The 14,541-nt window shown below is 58.9% G+C and carries 15 protein-coding genes; 11 read left to right on the forward strand and 4 right to left on the reverse strand.

From position 1 onward, the window contains the following. Positions 1–84: 84 nt before the first annotated feature. Entirely contained in the window at positions 85–1,812 is a 1,728-nt protein-coding gene (locus KUF54_RS12600) for a GMC family oxidoreductase (protein ID WP_219343157.1), read from the reverse strand. Between the two features lie 345 nt (positions 1,813–2,157). Between KUF54_RS12600 and KUF54_RS12605 the strand changes: the two genes are divergently transcribed. The 5 genes from KUF54_RS12605 (at position 2,158) to KUF54_RS12625 (ending at position 6,602) form a co-directional block, all read left to right on the forward strand. Next, complete coding sequence (locus KUF54_RS12605; protein ID WP_219343158.1) at positions 2,158–3,285, forward strand: ABC transporter permease; 1,128 nt, start codon at positions 2,158–2,160, stop codon at positions 3,283–3,285. A gap of 126 nt (positions 3,286–3,411) precedes the next feature. Next, positions 3,412–4,272, forward strand: a complete 861-nt coding sequence (locus KUF54_RS12610) for an ABC transporter ATP-binding protein (protein ID WP_370627529.1) — start codon at positions 3,412–3,414, stop codon at positions 4,270–4,272. Continuing rightward, on the forward strand, positions 4,272–5,225 hold the full coding sequence (locus tag KUF54_RS12615; protein ID WP_219343159.1) for an MlaD family protein: 954 nt from the start codon (positions 4,272–4,274) through the stop codon (positions 5,223–5,225). Before KUF54_RS12610 ends, KUF54_RS12615 begins: the two co-directional genes overlap by 1 nt. Positions 5,226–5,263: 38 nt before the next feature. Next, entirely contained in the window at positions 5,264–5,941 is a 678-nt protein-coding gene (locus tag KUF54_RS12620; protein ID WP_219343160.1) for an ABC-type transport auxiliary lipoprotein family protein, read from the forward strand. Positions 5,942–6,104: 163 nt separating this feature from the next. Next, on the forward strand, positions 6,105–6,602 hold the full coding sequence (locus tag KUF54_RS12625) for a hemerythrin domain-containing protein (RefSeq protein WP_219343161.1): 498 nt from the start codon (positions 6,105–6,107) through the stop codon (positions 6,600–6,602). Positions 6,603–6,642: 40 nt separating this feature from the next. Here the strand turns inward: KUF54_RS12625 and KUF54_RS12630 are convergent, their stop codons facing one another. After that, positions 6,643–7,290, reverse strand: coding sequence for a MarC family protein (locus KUF54_RS12630; protein WP_219343162.1), 648 nt, complete (start codon positions 7,288–7,290; stop codon positions 6,643–6,645). A 278-nt stretch (positions 7,291–7,568) separates the two neighbouring features. On the opposite strand from KUF54_RS12630, the gene KUF54_RS12635 reads away from it, so the two are divergent. Both KUF54_RS12635 and KUF54_RS12640 read left to right on the forward strand, forming a co-directional pair. Next, positions 7,569–8,261 (forward strand): dienelactone hydrolase family protein, encoded by a 693-nt coding sequence (locus tag KUF54_RS12635; protein ID WP_219343163.1) that lies wholly within the window; start codon positions 7,569–7,571, stop codon positions 8,259–8,261. A gap of 163 nt (positions 8,262–8,424) precedes the next feature. Then, positions 8,425–8,913 carry a hypothetical protein gene (locus tag KUF54_RS12640; RefSeq protein ID WP_219343164.1) on the forward strand — a complete coding sequence of 163 codons (489 nt, stop codon included), beginning with the start codon at positions 8,425–8,427 and terminating at the stop codon, positions 8,911–8,913. Positions 8,914–9,145: 232 nt separating this feature from the next. Here the strand turns inward: KUF54_RS12640 and KUF54_RS12645 are convergent, their stop codons facing one another. After that, positions 9,146–10,339, reverse strand: a complete 1,194-nt coding sequence (locus KUF54_RS12645) for a magnesium transporter CorA family protein (protein WP_219343165.1) — start codon at positions 10,337–10,339, stop codon at positions 9,146–9,148. Positions 10,340–10,531: 192 nt separating this feature from the next. Next, the gene (gene hemB, locus KUF54_RS12650) at positions 10,532–11,542 is read right to left on the reverse strand and encodes a porphobilinogen synthase (protein WP_219343166.1); all 1,011 of its coding nucleotides are present in this window, start codon (positions 11,540–11,542) and stop codon (positions 10,532–10,534) included. Between the two features lie 165 nt (positions 11,543–11,707). On the opposite strand from hemB, the gene KUF54_RS12655 reads away from it, so the two are divergent. The 4 genes from KUF54_RS12655 (at position 11,708) to KUF54_RS12670 (ending at position 14,471) form a co-directional block, all read left to right on the forward strand. Further along, positions 11,708–12,124 (forward strand): CopD family protein, encoded by a 417-nt coding sequence (locus KUF54_RS12655; RefSeq protein WP_219346397.1) that lies wholly within the window; start codon positions 11,708–11,710, stop codon positions 12,122–12,124. 72 nt (positions 12,125–12,196) lie between these two features. Then, positions 12,197–13,294 (forward strand): VanZ family protein, encoded by a 1,098-nt coding sequence (locus tag KUF54_RS12660; RefSeq protein ID WP_219346398.1) that lies wholly within the window; start codon positions 12,197–12,199, stop codon positions 13,292–13,294. Between the two features lie 12 nt (positions 13,295–13,306). Then, positions 13,307–13,663 (forward strand): ferredoxin, encoded by a 357-nt coding sequence (locus KUF54_RS12665; RefSeq protein WP_219343167.1) that lies wholly within the window; start codon positions 13,307–13,309, stop codon positions 13,661–13,663. Positions 13,664–13,832: 169 nt separating this feature from the next. Continuing rightward, positions 13,833–14,471, forward strand: coding sequence for an alpha/beta hydrolase (locus KUF54_RS12670; RefSeq protein ID WP_219343168.1), 639 nt, complete (start codon positions 13,833–13,835; stop codon positions 14,469–14,471). Positions 14,472–14,541: the final 70 nt, after the last annotated feature.

Consider the following 14,541-nt stretch of genomic DNA (forward strand, 5'->3'; position numbering starts at 1 on the left):
TTTCGTGCAGCGAGAGTGAAGGGAATGTAAGGGTTGCACTCTCAAGGTGCATTGGGAGATTCCCTTGGATTTGTAAAAATCGTCCTACAAACTCGCTGTTTCCCGAATCCAGGTGGCAGCTTTCTCGGCCATCATCAAGGTGGGGCTGTTGGTGTTGCCACTGGTAATGCTGGGCATGGCGCCGGCATCAATCACGCGCAGGCCTTGCACGCCGCGCACTTTGAAGCGGCTGTCCAGCACTGCCATAGGGTCGTCATCTCGCCCCATTTTGGTGGTGCCTACGGGGTGGAAGATGGTTGTGGCAATGTCGCCAGCCAGTCGGGCCAAGTCCTCATCGCTTTGATGCTGCGCGCCGGGCTTCCATTCCTCGGGCTTGAATCGCTCTAGCGCCGGTTGGCTGACGATGCGCCGCGTCACGCGCAGGCTGTCGGCTGCGACTTGGCGGTCTTCGGGCGTGGACAGGTAATTGGGCGCAATCTTCGGCGCTTGGCGAAAGTCTGCGCTTTGCAGTTGCACCGTGCCCCGGCTGGTGGGGTTGAGGTTGCAGACGCTGGCGGTGAAGGCAGAAAAGTCGTGCAGCGGCTCACCAAAAGCCTCGAGTGACAGAGGCTGCACGTGATACTCAAGATTAGGGTGGGCCAGAGTCGGGTTGCTGCGCGTAAACGCTCCCAGCTGGGACGGTGCCATGCTCATGGGCCCACTGCGCTTGAGCGCGTATTCAAGGCCAATGGCGGCCTTGCCCCATAAGCTGTGAGCCATGGTGTTGAGCGTTTTGGCGTTTTGCACTTTGTAGACGGATCGAATCTGCAAATGGTCTTGCAAATTGGCGCCCACACCGGGCAGGTCGCGCCGCACGGCCACGCCGCGCTGCTGCAGCAAGTCACCGGGGCCTATGCCTGAGAGCTGCAGGATATGCGGTGAGTTCACGGCACCGGCGCACAGCAGTACCTCGCGTGTGGCCTGTACGGTCACCATTTCATCGCCTGCCCAGACCTCGGCGCCCGTACAGCGCTGGCTGCCATCGGGCAGGTCCTCCAAAATCAGGCGGCGCACTTGGGCCCTGGTCCACATCTCAAAGTTGGGGCGGCCATAGCAGGTGGGGCGCAAAAACGCCTTGGCCGTGTTCCAGCGTAGACCGGCTTTTTGATTCACTTCAAAATAGCCCACGCCTTCATTGCAGCCCCGGTTGAAGTCCTCTGTGGCGGGAATGCCTGCCTGCTGCGCAGCCTGCGAGAAGGCGTCGAGGATGTCCCAGCGCAGGCGCTGCTTTTCCACCCGCCACTCGCCGCTGCCGCCTGTGCTTTTGCTGCCATGCCATTGTTGGAAGGCATCGCTGGCATGCACGTTGTTCGCAATGTTGTTGGTGACGCCGTTAGTGACGTTTTTTCCAGCGTCCTTTTGCGCATCCAGCCGCCAGTGATCTTCATGCTGGCGAAAGGCGGGCAGTACCTGATCCCAGCGCCAAGTGTCATCGCCTGTCATCTGCGCCCACTGCTCATAGTCTCGGGCTTGGCCGCGCATATAAATCATGCCGTTGATGCTGGAGCTGCCGCCTAAAGTCTTGCCACGCGGATAGCGCAGGCTACGCCCGTTCAAGCCTTCGCTGGGCTCGGTTTGATAAAGCCAATCGGTGCGCGGGTTGCCTATGCAGTAGAGATAGCCCACGGGGATGTGAATCCAGTGGTAATCATCTTTGCCGCCGGCTTCTATCAGCAAAACGCGATGATTTCTGTTGCGGGTAAGGCGGTTGCACAGCAGCGAGCCGGCTGTGCCGCCGCCGATAACGATGTAGTCGAACTGGGTGTCACTCATGGGGCAGATCAAAGGCCAGATTGAGGCCGAGTACAGGTTTGCGCTCAGGCCAAACCTTCAGGATTCATAGGAGAAAAAGCTGATTCATTAACGGCGATGGCGTCGTCGGTGTCGATAGGGAAAGCGCGTGAATACTCATCTTTTGGAAGCTGCTCACGCAATACCGGTGATGACTTTCATAGGTTTTTGCTAAAAATTGCAGCGTTATCATGGCGCTTGCGGCTGCGGCTTACATGCTGTGCTTGGCATGCTTTGTGTATGGATGCCGGCTGGCGCGTTATGCTGCCCTTCTCGGATAAACAGTCCCTCAAGTCAGCCAGTCCCCTTGCCTTAGGAAGCCTCTCTTTGTCCAGCACAGATCAATTACCTCAATGCTCACTGCAAAGCCGCGATGGTCAGCAATGGGCTGTGCCTGTGGGCCGCTGGAGTGCTGCGCAGCTGGGCGACCGGCATATCTGGCGTCAACTGGCGCCGCAAATCAAGGCGGTGCCCAAGGGCGTGGCTTGGGACTTGCAAGCCTTGACTGCGCTGGACCACATCGGCGCGCAACTGCTGTGGCAGCAATGGGGCAAGACTTGGCCTGAGAAGCTAGAGATCACCAAGACCCAGCGCTCAATGCTGGAGCGCATCGCTAAGTTCAGCGACTTCCCAGAGCCTAAGCCAGAGCCTTCGGGCCTGATGTGTGAGATTAATAAGCTCGGTCAGTTGGTGATTGGAGCGTGTAATCACTTCGCCAGCTTGATTCGTTTGATTGGTCAGTTGCTGCTGGACTGCATGCGCTTGGTGCGCAACCCGGCGCGCGGCCCTTGGCGCGATATTTCTGGGCATCTTTATGCGACGGGGACTACGGCCTTGCCCATCACGGCGCTAGTCGGTTTTTTGATTGGCGTGGTGCTGGCTTATTTGATGGCGCTGCAACTGCGCCAGTTTGGTGCCGAGTCGTTCATCGTCAATATTTTGGGCATCTCTTTGGTTCGTGAGTTGGGCCCTTTGTTGGCCGCGATCTTGGTGGCGGGGCGCAGTGGCTCGGCAATCACAGCGCAGATAGGTGTGATGCGCGTGAATGAGGAGCTGGATGCCATGCAGGTCATGGGCATCTCTCAGGGCTACAGGCTGGTGCTGCCCCGTGCGCTGGCGCTGGCAATCTCTATGCCGTTGGTGGCACTGTGGACCACGTTGGCCGCGCTGGCAGGTGGCATGGCGGCTGCTGACCTGGCGCTCAACATTACGCCTTCCTATTTCTTGCAAAGCCTACCTGCTGCTGTGCAGGTCGGTAATTTGGGCCTGGCCATGGCCAAGTCTATGGTCTTTGGTGTGCTGATTGCACTGATTGGCTGCCACTGGGGTTTGCAGGTGGAGCCCAATACCCAGAGCTTGGGGCGCGGCACAACGGCATCGGTGGTGTCGTCCATCACCATGGTCATCATCGTGGATGCGATTTTTGCCATCCTTTTCCGAAATGTAGGCTTTTAGGATGAACTACCCCCTGTGCCGCTTCGCCGCTTCCCCCAAGGGGGACGACACCCTCGCTGCGGGGCGGCCCTTGCTTCGCGTCTCTGGGTTATGTCGTGCCAGTCTCTTAGATCGAGAGGCTCGTAAATGACTGAGCTGATGCAAAACCGTCGGATTGAAGGTGCCATCGGCGGCTATGAGCCTCCGCAGGATGTGCCGCCGCTGGTGCAGGCCATTGACTTGTGGACTGAGTTTGGTGAGGGCGAGTCGCGCTTTGCCGTGCATCAGGACTTGAATTTCGATGTTTATCCGGGCGAAATCCTCACGCTGGTGGGAGGCTCGGGTACGGGTAAAACAGTGTTGCTGCGCCAAATTCTGGGTTTGCTCTCGCCTTCGCGTGGCACGGTCACCGTGAGCGGGCGCCCCTCGCGTGAAGTTATCAGCGGTGAGTTGGCGGCCAGCGAAGTGGGCATGCTGTTTCAGGCGGGAGCGCTGTATTCCGCCTTCAACGTGCTGGACAACATTGCTTTTGCGCTGCGTGAGCAGGGCACGCTGTCTGATGCCGTGGTGCGCGACGCGGCCATGGTCAAGTTGCAGATGGTGGGCCTTAAGCCCGAGCACGCCACGCGTATGCCTGCAGACCTTTCCGGCGGCATGATTAAGCGCGTGGCGCTGGCCCGCTCGCTGATGATGGACCCGCCGCTGCTGCTGCTCGATGAGCCCACAGCCGGTTTGGACCCGCAGGGCTCGGATGATTTTTGCGAACTGCTGCGCGACATTCATGCGGAGTTGGGCCTGACCGTCATCATGGTCACCCACGATCTGGATACTTTGTTTGCGCTGTCAACACGCGTGGCCGTGCTGGCTGAGAAAAAAGTGCTGTTCACCGGCGCGCCGCGCGATGTGGCACAGGTCTCGCACCCGTTTATTGAACACTTCTTCCAGGGAGAGCGTGGCCGCCGCGCCATGGCCCCGGTGCAAGGCGGCCCTGCCGCAGAGGAACGCTGATGGAAAACAAGTCCCATGCCATGGCTGCCGGCATTTTTGTGCTGGTGGTAACCGCCCTGCTGGCAGGGCTGGCTGTCTGGCTCACCCGAGATAACCGCGAGTACCAGCTCTATGAAATGTCTACTAAAGATGGCGTCAGCGGCCTGCAGCCTCAAGCCACGGTGCGTTACAAGGGCGTGCCTGTGGGCAAGGTGGTGCGTATTGATTTTGACCCGCAGATTCCCGGTAATGTGCTCATTCGCGTAGCGGTGGGCGAGAACACGCCGGTGACCCCCGCCACTTATGCACAGCTGGGCTACCAAGGTGTGACGGGCATGGCTCATATTCAGCTCGACGATGACGCCAAATCACCGCAGGAGATCAAACCCGGCCCCAGCGGCCTGCCGCGCTTGCGCATGAAGTCTTCGCCTCTGAACATGCTGGCCGATCAAGGCCCGGTATTGCTGGAGCGGGTCGATGAAATCTCGCGCCGCCTGAACTCCATGCTGGGCGAAGAAAATCAAAAGAGCATGACTGCTGCGCTGCAAAACATTGCTTCCGCTGCTGGTAGCGTCAACGAGTTGGCGGGCACCATGAATAAGGCGGCTGCAGGCTTGCCGCAGGTGACAACAGATGCGCAAAAGACCTTGCAGTCGCTGAGCAAAGCGGGGGACGCCGCCACGGGCGTGGCCAATGGTTTGCAAGACACGGTGCGCAGAATTAATGCGCCTGATGGCCCGCTCAAGCAGATTGCGGATGGCACGCAGGCACTGTCTCAGGCGGCTGACGCGATGGGGCGCAACACCTTGCCGCGCGTCAACCGCGCCGCCGATGATTTCTCGCGCGCATCGCGTAGCCTGAGCAATATGGCAAGCCGCATTGGCGACAACCCACAGTCCGTGCTGTATGGCGCTGGCGTGGGCCAGCCCGGTCCGGGCGAAGCGGGCTTTGCGGCCCCTGCGTCAGCGCATTGATTTGACGAACACCTGAAGAAAGCGTCACAGGAAGCTATATGGCAAAACCTCTCCATTTTTCGTTTGCTTTGCTGCGTGCTGCTACCCTGTCTGCTGCGGCGCTGGTGCTGGCCGCTTGCTCGGCACTGCCCACACCGCCCATTCAGCCTGTGCGCTATGACCTAGGAATGACGGATACGGCTGCGCCGCAGGCCAATGCGGCGGCCCCCAGCGTGGCCCCGCCGCCCTTGGTGCTGGCAGAAGTGCAAACACCTGCAGGTGCAGATAACTCCACAGCCATGCTTTACCGCTTGGCTTATGCCAACCAGCAAGAGCAGCGCGCTTACCAAGGTGCCCGCTGGAGCCTGCCGCCCGCTCAGATGCTTGAGCAGCGCCTGCGCACCCGTCTGGCACTAGAGCGCCCGGTGCTGACGGACAAAGACAACGTCAGCCCCAATGCCAGCGATCAGCGCCCGCTGGGCATGCTGCGACTGGAAGTGGTGGAGTTCAATCAAGTTTTCGAGAGCGCTCAAAGCAGCCAAGCGGTGGTGCGGCTGCGCGCCAGCCTGATTGCGCAAGACAGCCGTGGCGGCAATGTGCTGCTGGGCCAGCAGCTCTTTAGTGCGCAGGCTCCGGCGACCACGGCTGATGCTGCAGGCGGCGCACGGGCCATGTCTGCCAGCGTCAACGATGTGGCCACGCAGCTGAGCAATTGGTTGCAGAGGTACGGCCGCTAAAGTTAGCACTCATGCACATCCAAAGCCCTGCGATGCAGGGCTTTGTTGATTTTGGGCAAGTTTTAAACATTGCTTGGAGCTGGCTTTGCTGATGTGGGTCAAAGAGGATGGGCCGCCTTCTTTTTAAGCTGCTAAGTCTTCAACCCCACCCCAAGGAACTGCCATGGCCAGCCTCGAATGGAATGCCTCCCTCATCGTCGATTTCCCTGTGATGGACGAGGTGCATGAAGAGTTCGTCGCCTTGCTGGCGCAGGTTGAAGCGGCTGGCGACGAGCAGCTGCGCGCACTGTGGGATGTGTTGATTGCCCACACCCAGCACCACTTTGACCAAGAAGACCGCTGGATGCAGGCCACCGGATTTGCGCCGGGTAACTGCCACAGTCAGCAGCACAAAGTGGTGCTGGCTGTCATGCGTGAGGGTGCCGTCAAGGCTGAGCAGGGCGACCTGAGCACGATTCGCCATATGGCCAGCGAGCTAGGCCCTTGGTTTAGCCACCATGCGCAAAACATGGATGCATCTTTGGCCCTGCACATGCGCAGCGCCGGTTTTGACCCGCTGACCGGTGCGGTGCTGATGCCCGAGGCGTTGCCGCAAGAGCCCATTACCGGCTGCGGCGGTGCTTGCGGCACCTCTGACAAAACGGCAGAAGCTAGGCTGTAAAACGGACTCTCTCTAAGCCAGCGGCGCAAAGCGACGCAGGCTACGGATATATCGCAGGAGAGGCAAGGATTGGGAAGATTTTGACCAGTCCCCCCGCCATCACTTCAATCGCCAGCGCGGCCAAAATCAACCCCATCAACCGGGTCATTACGTTGATGCCGGTCTTGCCCAGCACGCGGGCAATGGGGCTGGCTAGCGAAAAGCACAGCATGATGGCGGCGGCCACCACCACGCCATAGCCCACCAGCGCTACATGCTGCCAAATGGTGCGGGCTTGGTCGGCGTAAATCACCACAGTAGACATGGCGGCGGGGCCTGTCAGCAGCGGAATAGTCAGGGGCACCACGGCAATGCTGTTGCCCTCGGCGGCTTTCTCGACTCCTGCCTCTAACGTGGCGTTGTTTGGCCGATCTTCTGCCGGGCGCGAGTTCAGCATATTCATGGCGCTGAGCAGCAGCAGCAAGCCGCCGCCGACCTGAAAGCTTTGCAGCGAGATATTGAAGAACTGCAAAATTTCCAGACCCAGTAGGGCGCACACGGCAATCACACAAAACGCGGCAAAGGCGGCGGTGCGAATGGTTTGCCAGCGTTGCTCGGCATTGAAGCCCGCCGTGTAGTGAATGAAAAACGGAATGATGGCCAGCGGGTTGACGATGGCAAGCAAGGTGATAAGCGGCTTCAAATCCATGGCAGATGGGGTTCCCGTGGCGTGGTCGATTCGTCAGTGCATAGCGGCAGGGTCTAAGGCAGCTGCTTGCTTACAAGTATGCAGTTTTCGGTGCTTTGAGTGAGAAACGCGTGGACAATGGCTTGCAGTATGTTGATGGGTTGCGCGTTCGCCAGCGAATGAAAATGCGCGGTTCGCGGGTTAACTCAGGCATTACAGCATTCATTAGCCAAACATAATGAAATCCTTTGCCAATGCTTTTCGGGCATACGTTGAGTGCCACAAATTTAGGAGCATTTATGGGTAGCTTTGTTGACTTGACCGCCGTTGATGGCGCCAAAACCCCCGCCTACGTGGCCCTGCCTGAAGGCAAGCCGCGCGGTGCTGTGGTGGTGTTGCAAGAAATTTTTGGCGTGAACTCGCATATCCGCTCCGTCGCTGATCGCTATGCCTCCCAAGGCTATGTTGCCGTGGCCCCCGCCATGTTTAACCGCGTCAAACACAACGTAGAGCTTGGCTATGCTGAAGAGGACATGAAGGCAGGCATGGCACTCAAGGCTGCCGTAGAAGCTTTACCTTCACCCGGGGCCCTGCGCGATGTGGAGGCAGCCGTGGCCCATGCTGCAACGCTAGTGCCCGGCGGCAAAGTGGGTGTGGTGGGTTACTGCTGGGGCGGCTTGATGACTTGGCGCGCAGCCTGCACGTTGCCCAGCGTGTCTGCCGCCGTTTGCTACTACGGCGGCGGCATGACAGGTGAGCAAGAAGCCAGCCGCCAAGCCCTGTGCCCGGTGCTAGCTCACTTTGGTAGCCAAGACCACTACATCTCACTGGAGTCGGTAGAAGCCTTCAAGCTGGCTCAGCCCAAGGCGCAGGTCTATGTCTATGAGGCCGACCACGGCTTCAACTGCGGCCAGCGCGGCTCATACAACGCTGGCGCAGCGGCCAAGGCCATTGAGCGCACTCTGGCCTTCTTCGGCGAACATCTGGCCTGACATAAAAACCATAGCTGCTTGCGCTTGATAGGTAAGCGCAAGCAGCTTTTTTATGGACTTAAACCGCTGCGGTGGGTGCAGCTGATCTATTAGCGTCAATGGTCAACGTTGCTGTGACTTGAATGGCGGAGGCCGACCCTATGAGGTCTATTCTGCGGATAGCATGGAAGCATCTTCAAACAATTCAAGAACGTCTTTGAAGCAAGATTTTCTATGGATCAACTGTCTTCTGATGCCGCCTCTTTACGAAAATATTTTGATTGGACTCGGTACTGGCTTGGCTTCTGGCCTGGTCACTGGCCTTTATTCAGGTCTTATTATTTCGAGGAGAAATCGATTTGACTCTCTGCGAGTTGATCTACTGCGTCATATAAACAGCATTGAGTACATGCAGGAGGAGGACGGTGTTCGGGTTGTACCCGGCACAAGCTCGCAGCTCATATATGTCGCCAGCGATTTTGCTCACTTTGGTCATCGCCAGGCGGCTGAAGTGTCGAGCTATGGACACAAGACAGTCATCTCGGCAATTAATGACTCTACGTGTGGACGACTTAACACTGCCTCTTTGGAGCTGGAACTTAACAAAGTTCGTGAGAAGTTCCGAGCAATCAAACCATCGGCATCGTTGTATTTCCCTTGGGGGCAGATTTAATAAGTACTTCAAAACTAGGCGGATTGAGCATCCGCTTACGGGGTTGCTTTAAAACAGCTTCTGGCCGTTATAAGTCTTTGACTACCTTCCGCAGGTCCAACAAAACGCGTTGCGGAACGCGGCTACAGGGCGCACCCTAGGCCAGAGACATTAAGCAAGCGCCGCCGCGCAGCGAGGATGTCATCCCCCTCCCGAAGAGAGAGGGGAAGCCGCAAAGCGGCTCAGGGGGCTCTCACTCCTTCTCTTCGCTCTCTAGATACCGCCTGCGCCAGAAGTAGGCCACCAGCAGCACGGTAATCAGGGCCATAGCCAATAGCGCCCAGAGAAAGCCTTTTTGGTTGTGCACAAAGGGGATGAACTCGAAGTTCATGCCAAAGATGCCGGCAATCAGGTTCAGCGGTAAAAAGATGGCGGTGACCGTAGTCAGCGTGCGCATGATGTCGTTGGCGCGGTTGCTTTGGGCGGAGAAGTGCATTTGCACTGCGGTCTCGGCGCTTTGCTCCATGCGGTGAATGTGGTGGGTCACGCGCTCTATGTGCTCCAGCACGTCACGTGAGCGCACGCGCAGCAGTTCGCGCTCATGCTGGCGGGCGGGGGTGTGCTCGGACGGCCAGCCTTCCAGCGCCTCTGTCCAGTCCTGCATGGCGGCGCGCTGGTCTTCGCAGATTTCGTCGAGCTGGTGCAAAGCCAGTCGCACATCCAGCACGCTAGCCCAGTTACTAAAACGCTTGTGGGGCTTGAGCAGGGCGATCTGCCAGTGATCAATCTGCCGCGTCAGCGTGCGGCGCAGATCCAAGTAACCGTCGACCATGCCGTTGACCATGCGCAGCATCAGGTCGGCAGGCTCTACCGGCAGCTTGCCGCTGGATTGGCGACCTTCTACCTTGACGGGGCCGGAGATCAGGCGCTGCCAGAAGTTGTCTTGCACAAAGCAGTTGTCTTCGGGGTGGATGGACAGCAGGATTTGGTCAAACAGCGCAAAGCCTACGGGCTGGGTTTCCACGCGCTGCAGCACCGGGGCATCGCGCTGGCTGTGTGCCGGCTGATGAGAGGCTGGTGCTGAAGTCGTGGGCGATGCAGCGGCAGGCAAAGGCGCTGCTAACGAGGCGGGGGCGGCGGGCGTGGTTGCAATGTGGCTGCCGGTCAGTGGAGGCAGGTGGGCGTTGGCCAGCCTGCGAAACACCAAAATGTCGTAGCGCGACGTGTAGTCGTAGTTCGAGGGCAAGGCGGGGTTGAGCAAGTCGGAGACATGCAAGTCCACCAGCGGTGCGCCGCCCACATGGATTAGCAGTGACTGGATGGCTGGCAGTTGCGCCTCAAACTCAGCGCGCGTGCAGGAAACCCAATAAAAGCCGGTGGTAGGCGGCTGTGAGGGCAGGTCTTCCACAGGCTGGGCTGAAAGCGGGGTGATGTGCAGAACGCGCATGGGCAACGACACCTTGGGTAGCTGATAACTGTGTGGAGATGCAGGCAAGCATGTGTGCAGACATGTGCGTGCATATCGAGGCGAATACAAAAACGGCTCGGAAGTCGCTGCCGAGCCGGGAAATCATGCCTGAATCAGACTCAGGTGCAAGTCAGTTAAGCACCTGTAGCTATCAAATTCATCATCTTCAACTTACAAGCCTCGCAGCTTTTTGGCGGCGTCAATGGCGAAGTAGGTCAGGATGCCATCAGCACCGGCGCGCTTGAACGCCAGCAGGGCTTCCATCATGACTTGGTCGTGATCCAGCCAGCCATTGGCAGCTGCGGCTTTGATCATGGCGTACTCGCCCGAGACTTGGTAGGCGAAGGTGGGCACCTTGAATTCGTCTTTGACGCGGCGCACCACATCCAGGTACGGCATGCCGGGTTTGACCATGACCATGTCCGCGCCTTCGGCGATGTCTAGCGCCACTTCGCGCAGGGCTTCGTCGGTGTTGGCGGGGTCCATCTGGTAGACATTTTTGTCGGCTTTACCCAGTGCGCCGCGCGTGCCCACGGCATCGCGGAAGGGTCCGTAGAAGGCGCTGGCGTACTTGGCGCTGTAGGCCATGATTCGGGTGTGAATATGGCCTTGCAGCTCCAGCGCTTCGCGAATGGCGCCAATGCGCCCGTCCATCATGTCGCTAGGGGCGAGCATGTCCACGCCGGCTTCTGCATGGGCCAAGGCTTGGCCGACCAGCATTTCCACGGTGTCGTCGTTGATGATGTAACCGCTCTCATCCAAGATGCCGTCTTGGCCGTGGCTGGTATACGGGTCCAGCGCCACATCGGTCATCACGCCCAGCTGAGGGAATTCTTTTTTCAGGGCGCGCACCACGCGTGGGATGAGGCCGTCGGGGTTCAGCGCTTCTTTGCCGTCGGGAGTTTTGAGCGAGGCGTCAATGGCAGGGAACAGAGCCAGGTAAGGAATTTCCAGCTTCACGCACTCTTCGGCCACGGGCAGCAGCAGGTCCAGACTCAGCCTATCCACGCCGGGCATGGAGGGCACGGCTTCACGGAGATTGCTGCCTTCGTGCACAAACACGGGGTAGATGAAGTCGTGGGACGTCAGCACGTTCTCGCGAACCAGATTGCGGGTGAAAGCATCGCGGCGCAGGCGGCGGGGACGGCTCTGGGGGAAAGGAGTGGGGCTGGACAAATGCATGAGGAAAATTGTGCCCCATTCGCCATGGTTTGGCTGGCAAGCCCGCAACTAATAGCCAACTAATCCATGGCGGCGGCTCGATTGCAAGGTAAAGAGTGCAAATGAGCGCCAATGAGCCCCCATGCAGCTGGCGATGCGCGCCAGCGTGCCCTTACACTGGGTCTCATGCTATGGGTTAAAGCTTTTCATATTGTTTTCGTGGCCAGCTGGTTTGCTGGCCTGTTCTATTTGCCGCGCATTTTTGTCAACTTAGCCATGGTGAGCCCTGGCTCGGTGGCTGAGCGCGAGCGCTTGGTGTTGATGGCGCGCAAGCTGCTGCGCTTTACGACTCTTTTGGCGCTGCCTGCGCTGGGGCTGGGTGTGTGGCTTTGGCTGGGCTGGGGCTTCAGGGGTGGCTGGCTGCATGCCAAACTGGCCGTGGTGCTGCTGGTCATCGGCTACCACCACAGCTGTGCCGTGCTGCTGCGCAAGCTAGCTGACAACACCTGCCGCAAAAGCCATCGCTGGTTTCGTTATTACAACGAAGTGCCGGTGCTGCTGTTGATTGCTGCCGTTATTTTGGTTGTGGTCAAGCCTTTCTAGGCTTGATGGGAACAGGGAGCTTTTGTGTCTGAATCTGCGGTGAGTCAGGTTGGCGGGATGCCGGTGATCTCCATGCGCCAGACCTCGGCTTGGCCGCTGGCGCTGGTGTATGCCGTGCTCATCGTGTTTGCCAGCCTGTTCCCCTTTGATGGCTGGCGCGCGCAGGGGATTGATCCTCGCGTCTTTTTGTTCGCCCAAATTCCGCCGCCTTACTGGACGTGGTTTGACGTCAACACCAATATCGTGGGTTATGCGCCGCTGGGCTTTTTTCTGGCGCTGGCGCTGATGCGCTCGGGCCAGCCACGGCTGGCGGTGCCGCTGGCTTTTCTGGCGGGCACACTGCTGTCGCTGAGCATGGAGTTTTTGCAAATCTACCTGCCACGCCGCGTGCCGTCTAATTTGGATTGGGCGCTCAACGCTGGCGGCACGCTGATGGGGGCATTACTGGCGGCGCTGCTGGAAAAGCTGGGTGTGCTATCGCGTTGGAGCGCTTTTCGCACTCAGTGGCTGGGCGAGGGCGGGGCGGGCGTGCTGGTGTTACTGGCGCTGTGGCCGTTTGCGCTGCTGTTTCCTGCGGCCGTCCCCTTCGGCTTGGGTCAGGTGCTGGAGCGCTTGGACGAGACCTTGCAGGATTGGTTGCTGAACACGCCGTTTGAGGATTGGTTGCCGCTCAGTAACTTTGCGCTGACACCGCTGTCTATGGTGACGGAGCTGTTTTGCGTCACGCTAGGCCTGTGGATTCCGTGTTTGCTGGCCTATTGCGCTGTGAGCCACATGGGGCGGCGGGCCGTCGCGGCAATCATGCTGTTGGCTGCAGGGGTCAGCGTGACGGCTTTGTCTGCCGCTTTGAGCTGGGGGCCTACCCATGCTTGGGAGTGGGTGGATTTGCCAGTGCGCCTTGGCATTTGGGGTGCTTTGGGCTTGGCGGTGATTGCCTTGCCCGCCTCGCGCCGTATCTGTGCCGTGCTGTTGCTGCTGGTGCTGGTGCTGCATCTGAGCATACTGAATCAAGCACCTACCAATGTGTACTTCGCTCAGACGCTACAAGCTTGGGAGCAAGGACGCTTCATTCGCTTTTATGGACTTGGTCAATGGCTGGGCTGGCTCTGGCCTTACGTGACGCTGGCTTATGTCATCGTTCGCGTTTCCAAGCGTCAGCAGCCTGCCTAGAATGATCGCACTATGAGTGACACCCAGAACCAAGACAAGGTCGATGGCTACTACCAGCGCCATATTTTTTTCTGCCTAAACGAGCGCCTTAACGGCGAAGACTGCTGCGCCTTGCATGGCGCCAAGGCAGGTTTTGACCATTGCAAGCGCCGCGTCAAAGAAGAGGGGCTGGCTGGCAAAGGACAGGTGCGCGTGAACAAGGCCGGCTGCCTTGACCGCTGCGCGGGTGGCCCGGTAGCGGTGGTTTACCCAGAAGCCGTCTGGTACACCTTTGTGGACGACAGCGATATCGACGAGATCGTCGAATCTCACCTTAAAAACGGCAAAGTGGTTGAGCGCCTGGTGCTGGCCGACAACGTCGGGCGCTGACCTCCAGCGCACCTCAAACATGCGGGGTACCTCTTTCGCAGGCGAGGTTTAAAGGCTGGCGTGTCTCCAGTACAGAGGTGCCAAGCGAAGTAGCCCCGCAGCGAAGCCTCCGTCCCTCGTGGGAGACGCGGCAAGGCCACTCAGGGGCAAAAATTTAGGACAGCGAATAGTGAATTCTCAGACTGAACGACTAAGCTTGACCGGCGCAGCCGGCGTAATTGAAGCCCTGCGCGATGCACCGCAGTTGGCTGAGGGGCAAAGCCCCAAGGGCGTGGCCATCATCGCCCACCCCCACCCGCTATTTGCCGGCACCATGGATAACAAGGTCGTGCAGACGCTGGCCCGTGCCTTTGTGCAGTGCGGCTACACGGCGGTGCGTTTTAACTTTCGCGGCGTAGGTGCCAGTGCCGGTGAATACGATGCCGGCAAGGGCGAGCTGCAGGACTTGCTTGGCGTGGTGCGCCAAGTGGCCCCCGAGGGGGCGATTGCACTGGCTGGCTTTTCTTTTGGCGCTTTTGTTACCAGCCATGCGTTGGCTGCGCTGTGGGATGAAGGCCGCGTGGCCAAGGCCGTGCTGGTGGGCACGGCAGCCAGTCGTTTTGATGTAGCGCCCGTGCCGCTTGCTGCGCATGACAGCACGCTAGTCATTCATGGGGAGGCGGACGATACGGTGACCCTCGCTTCCGTGATGGACTGGGCTCGCCCGCAGATACTGCCTGTTACGGTGATTCCACAGGTGGGACATTTCTTTCACGGAGAATTGCCTTTGCTGAAAAATTTGGTGGTGCGCCACCTAAAGTCGCAGTAAGCAAGCCCCTTTATGAGCCCTGACACCTTGGTCTTGGTTTGTCCATATTTCATAGCACCAAGCCAAGGTA

The organism is Comamonas sp. Y33R10-2 (assembly GCF_019355935.1).
In the GTDB taxonomy this organism is placed as follows: Bacteria; Pseudomonadota; Gammaproteobacteria; order Burkholderiales; family Burkholderiaceae_C; genus Comamonas.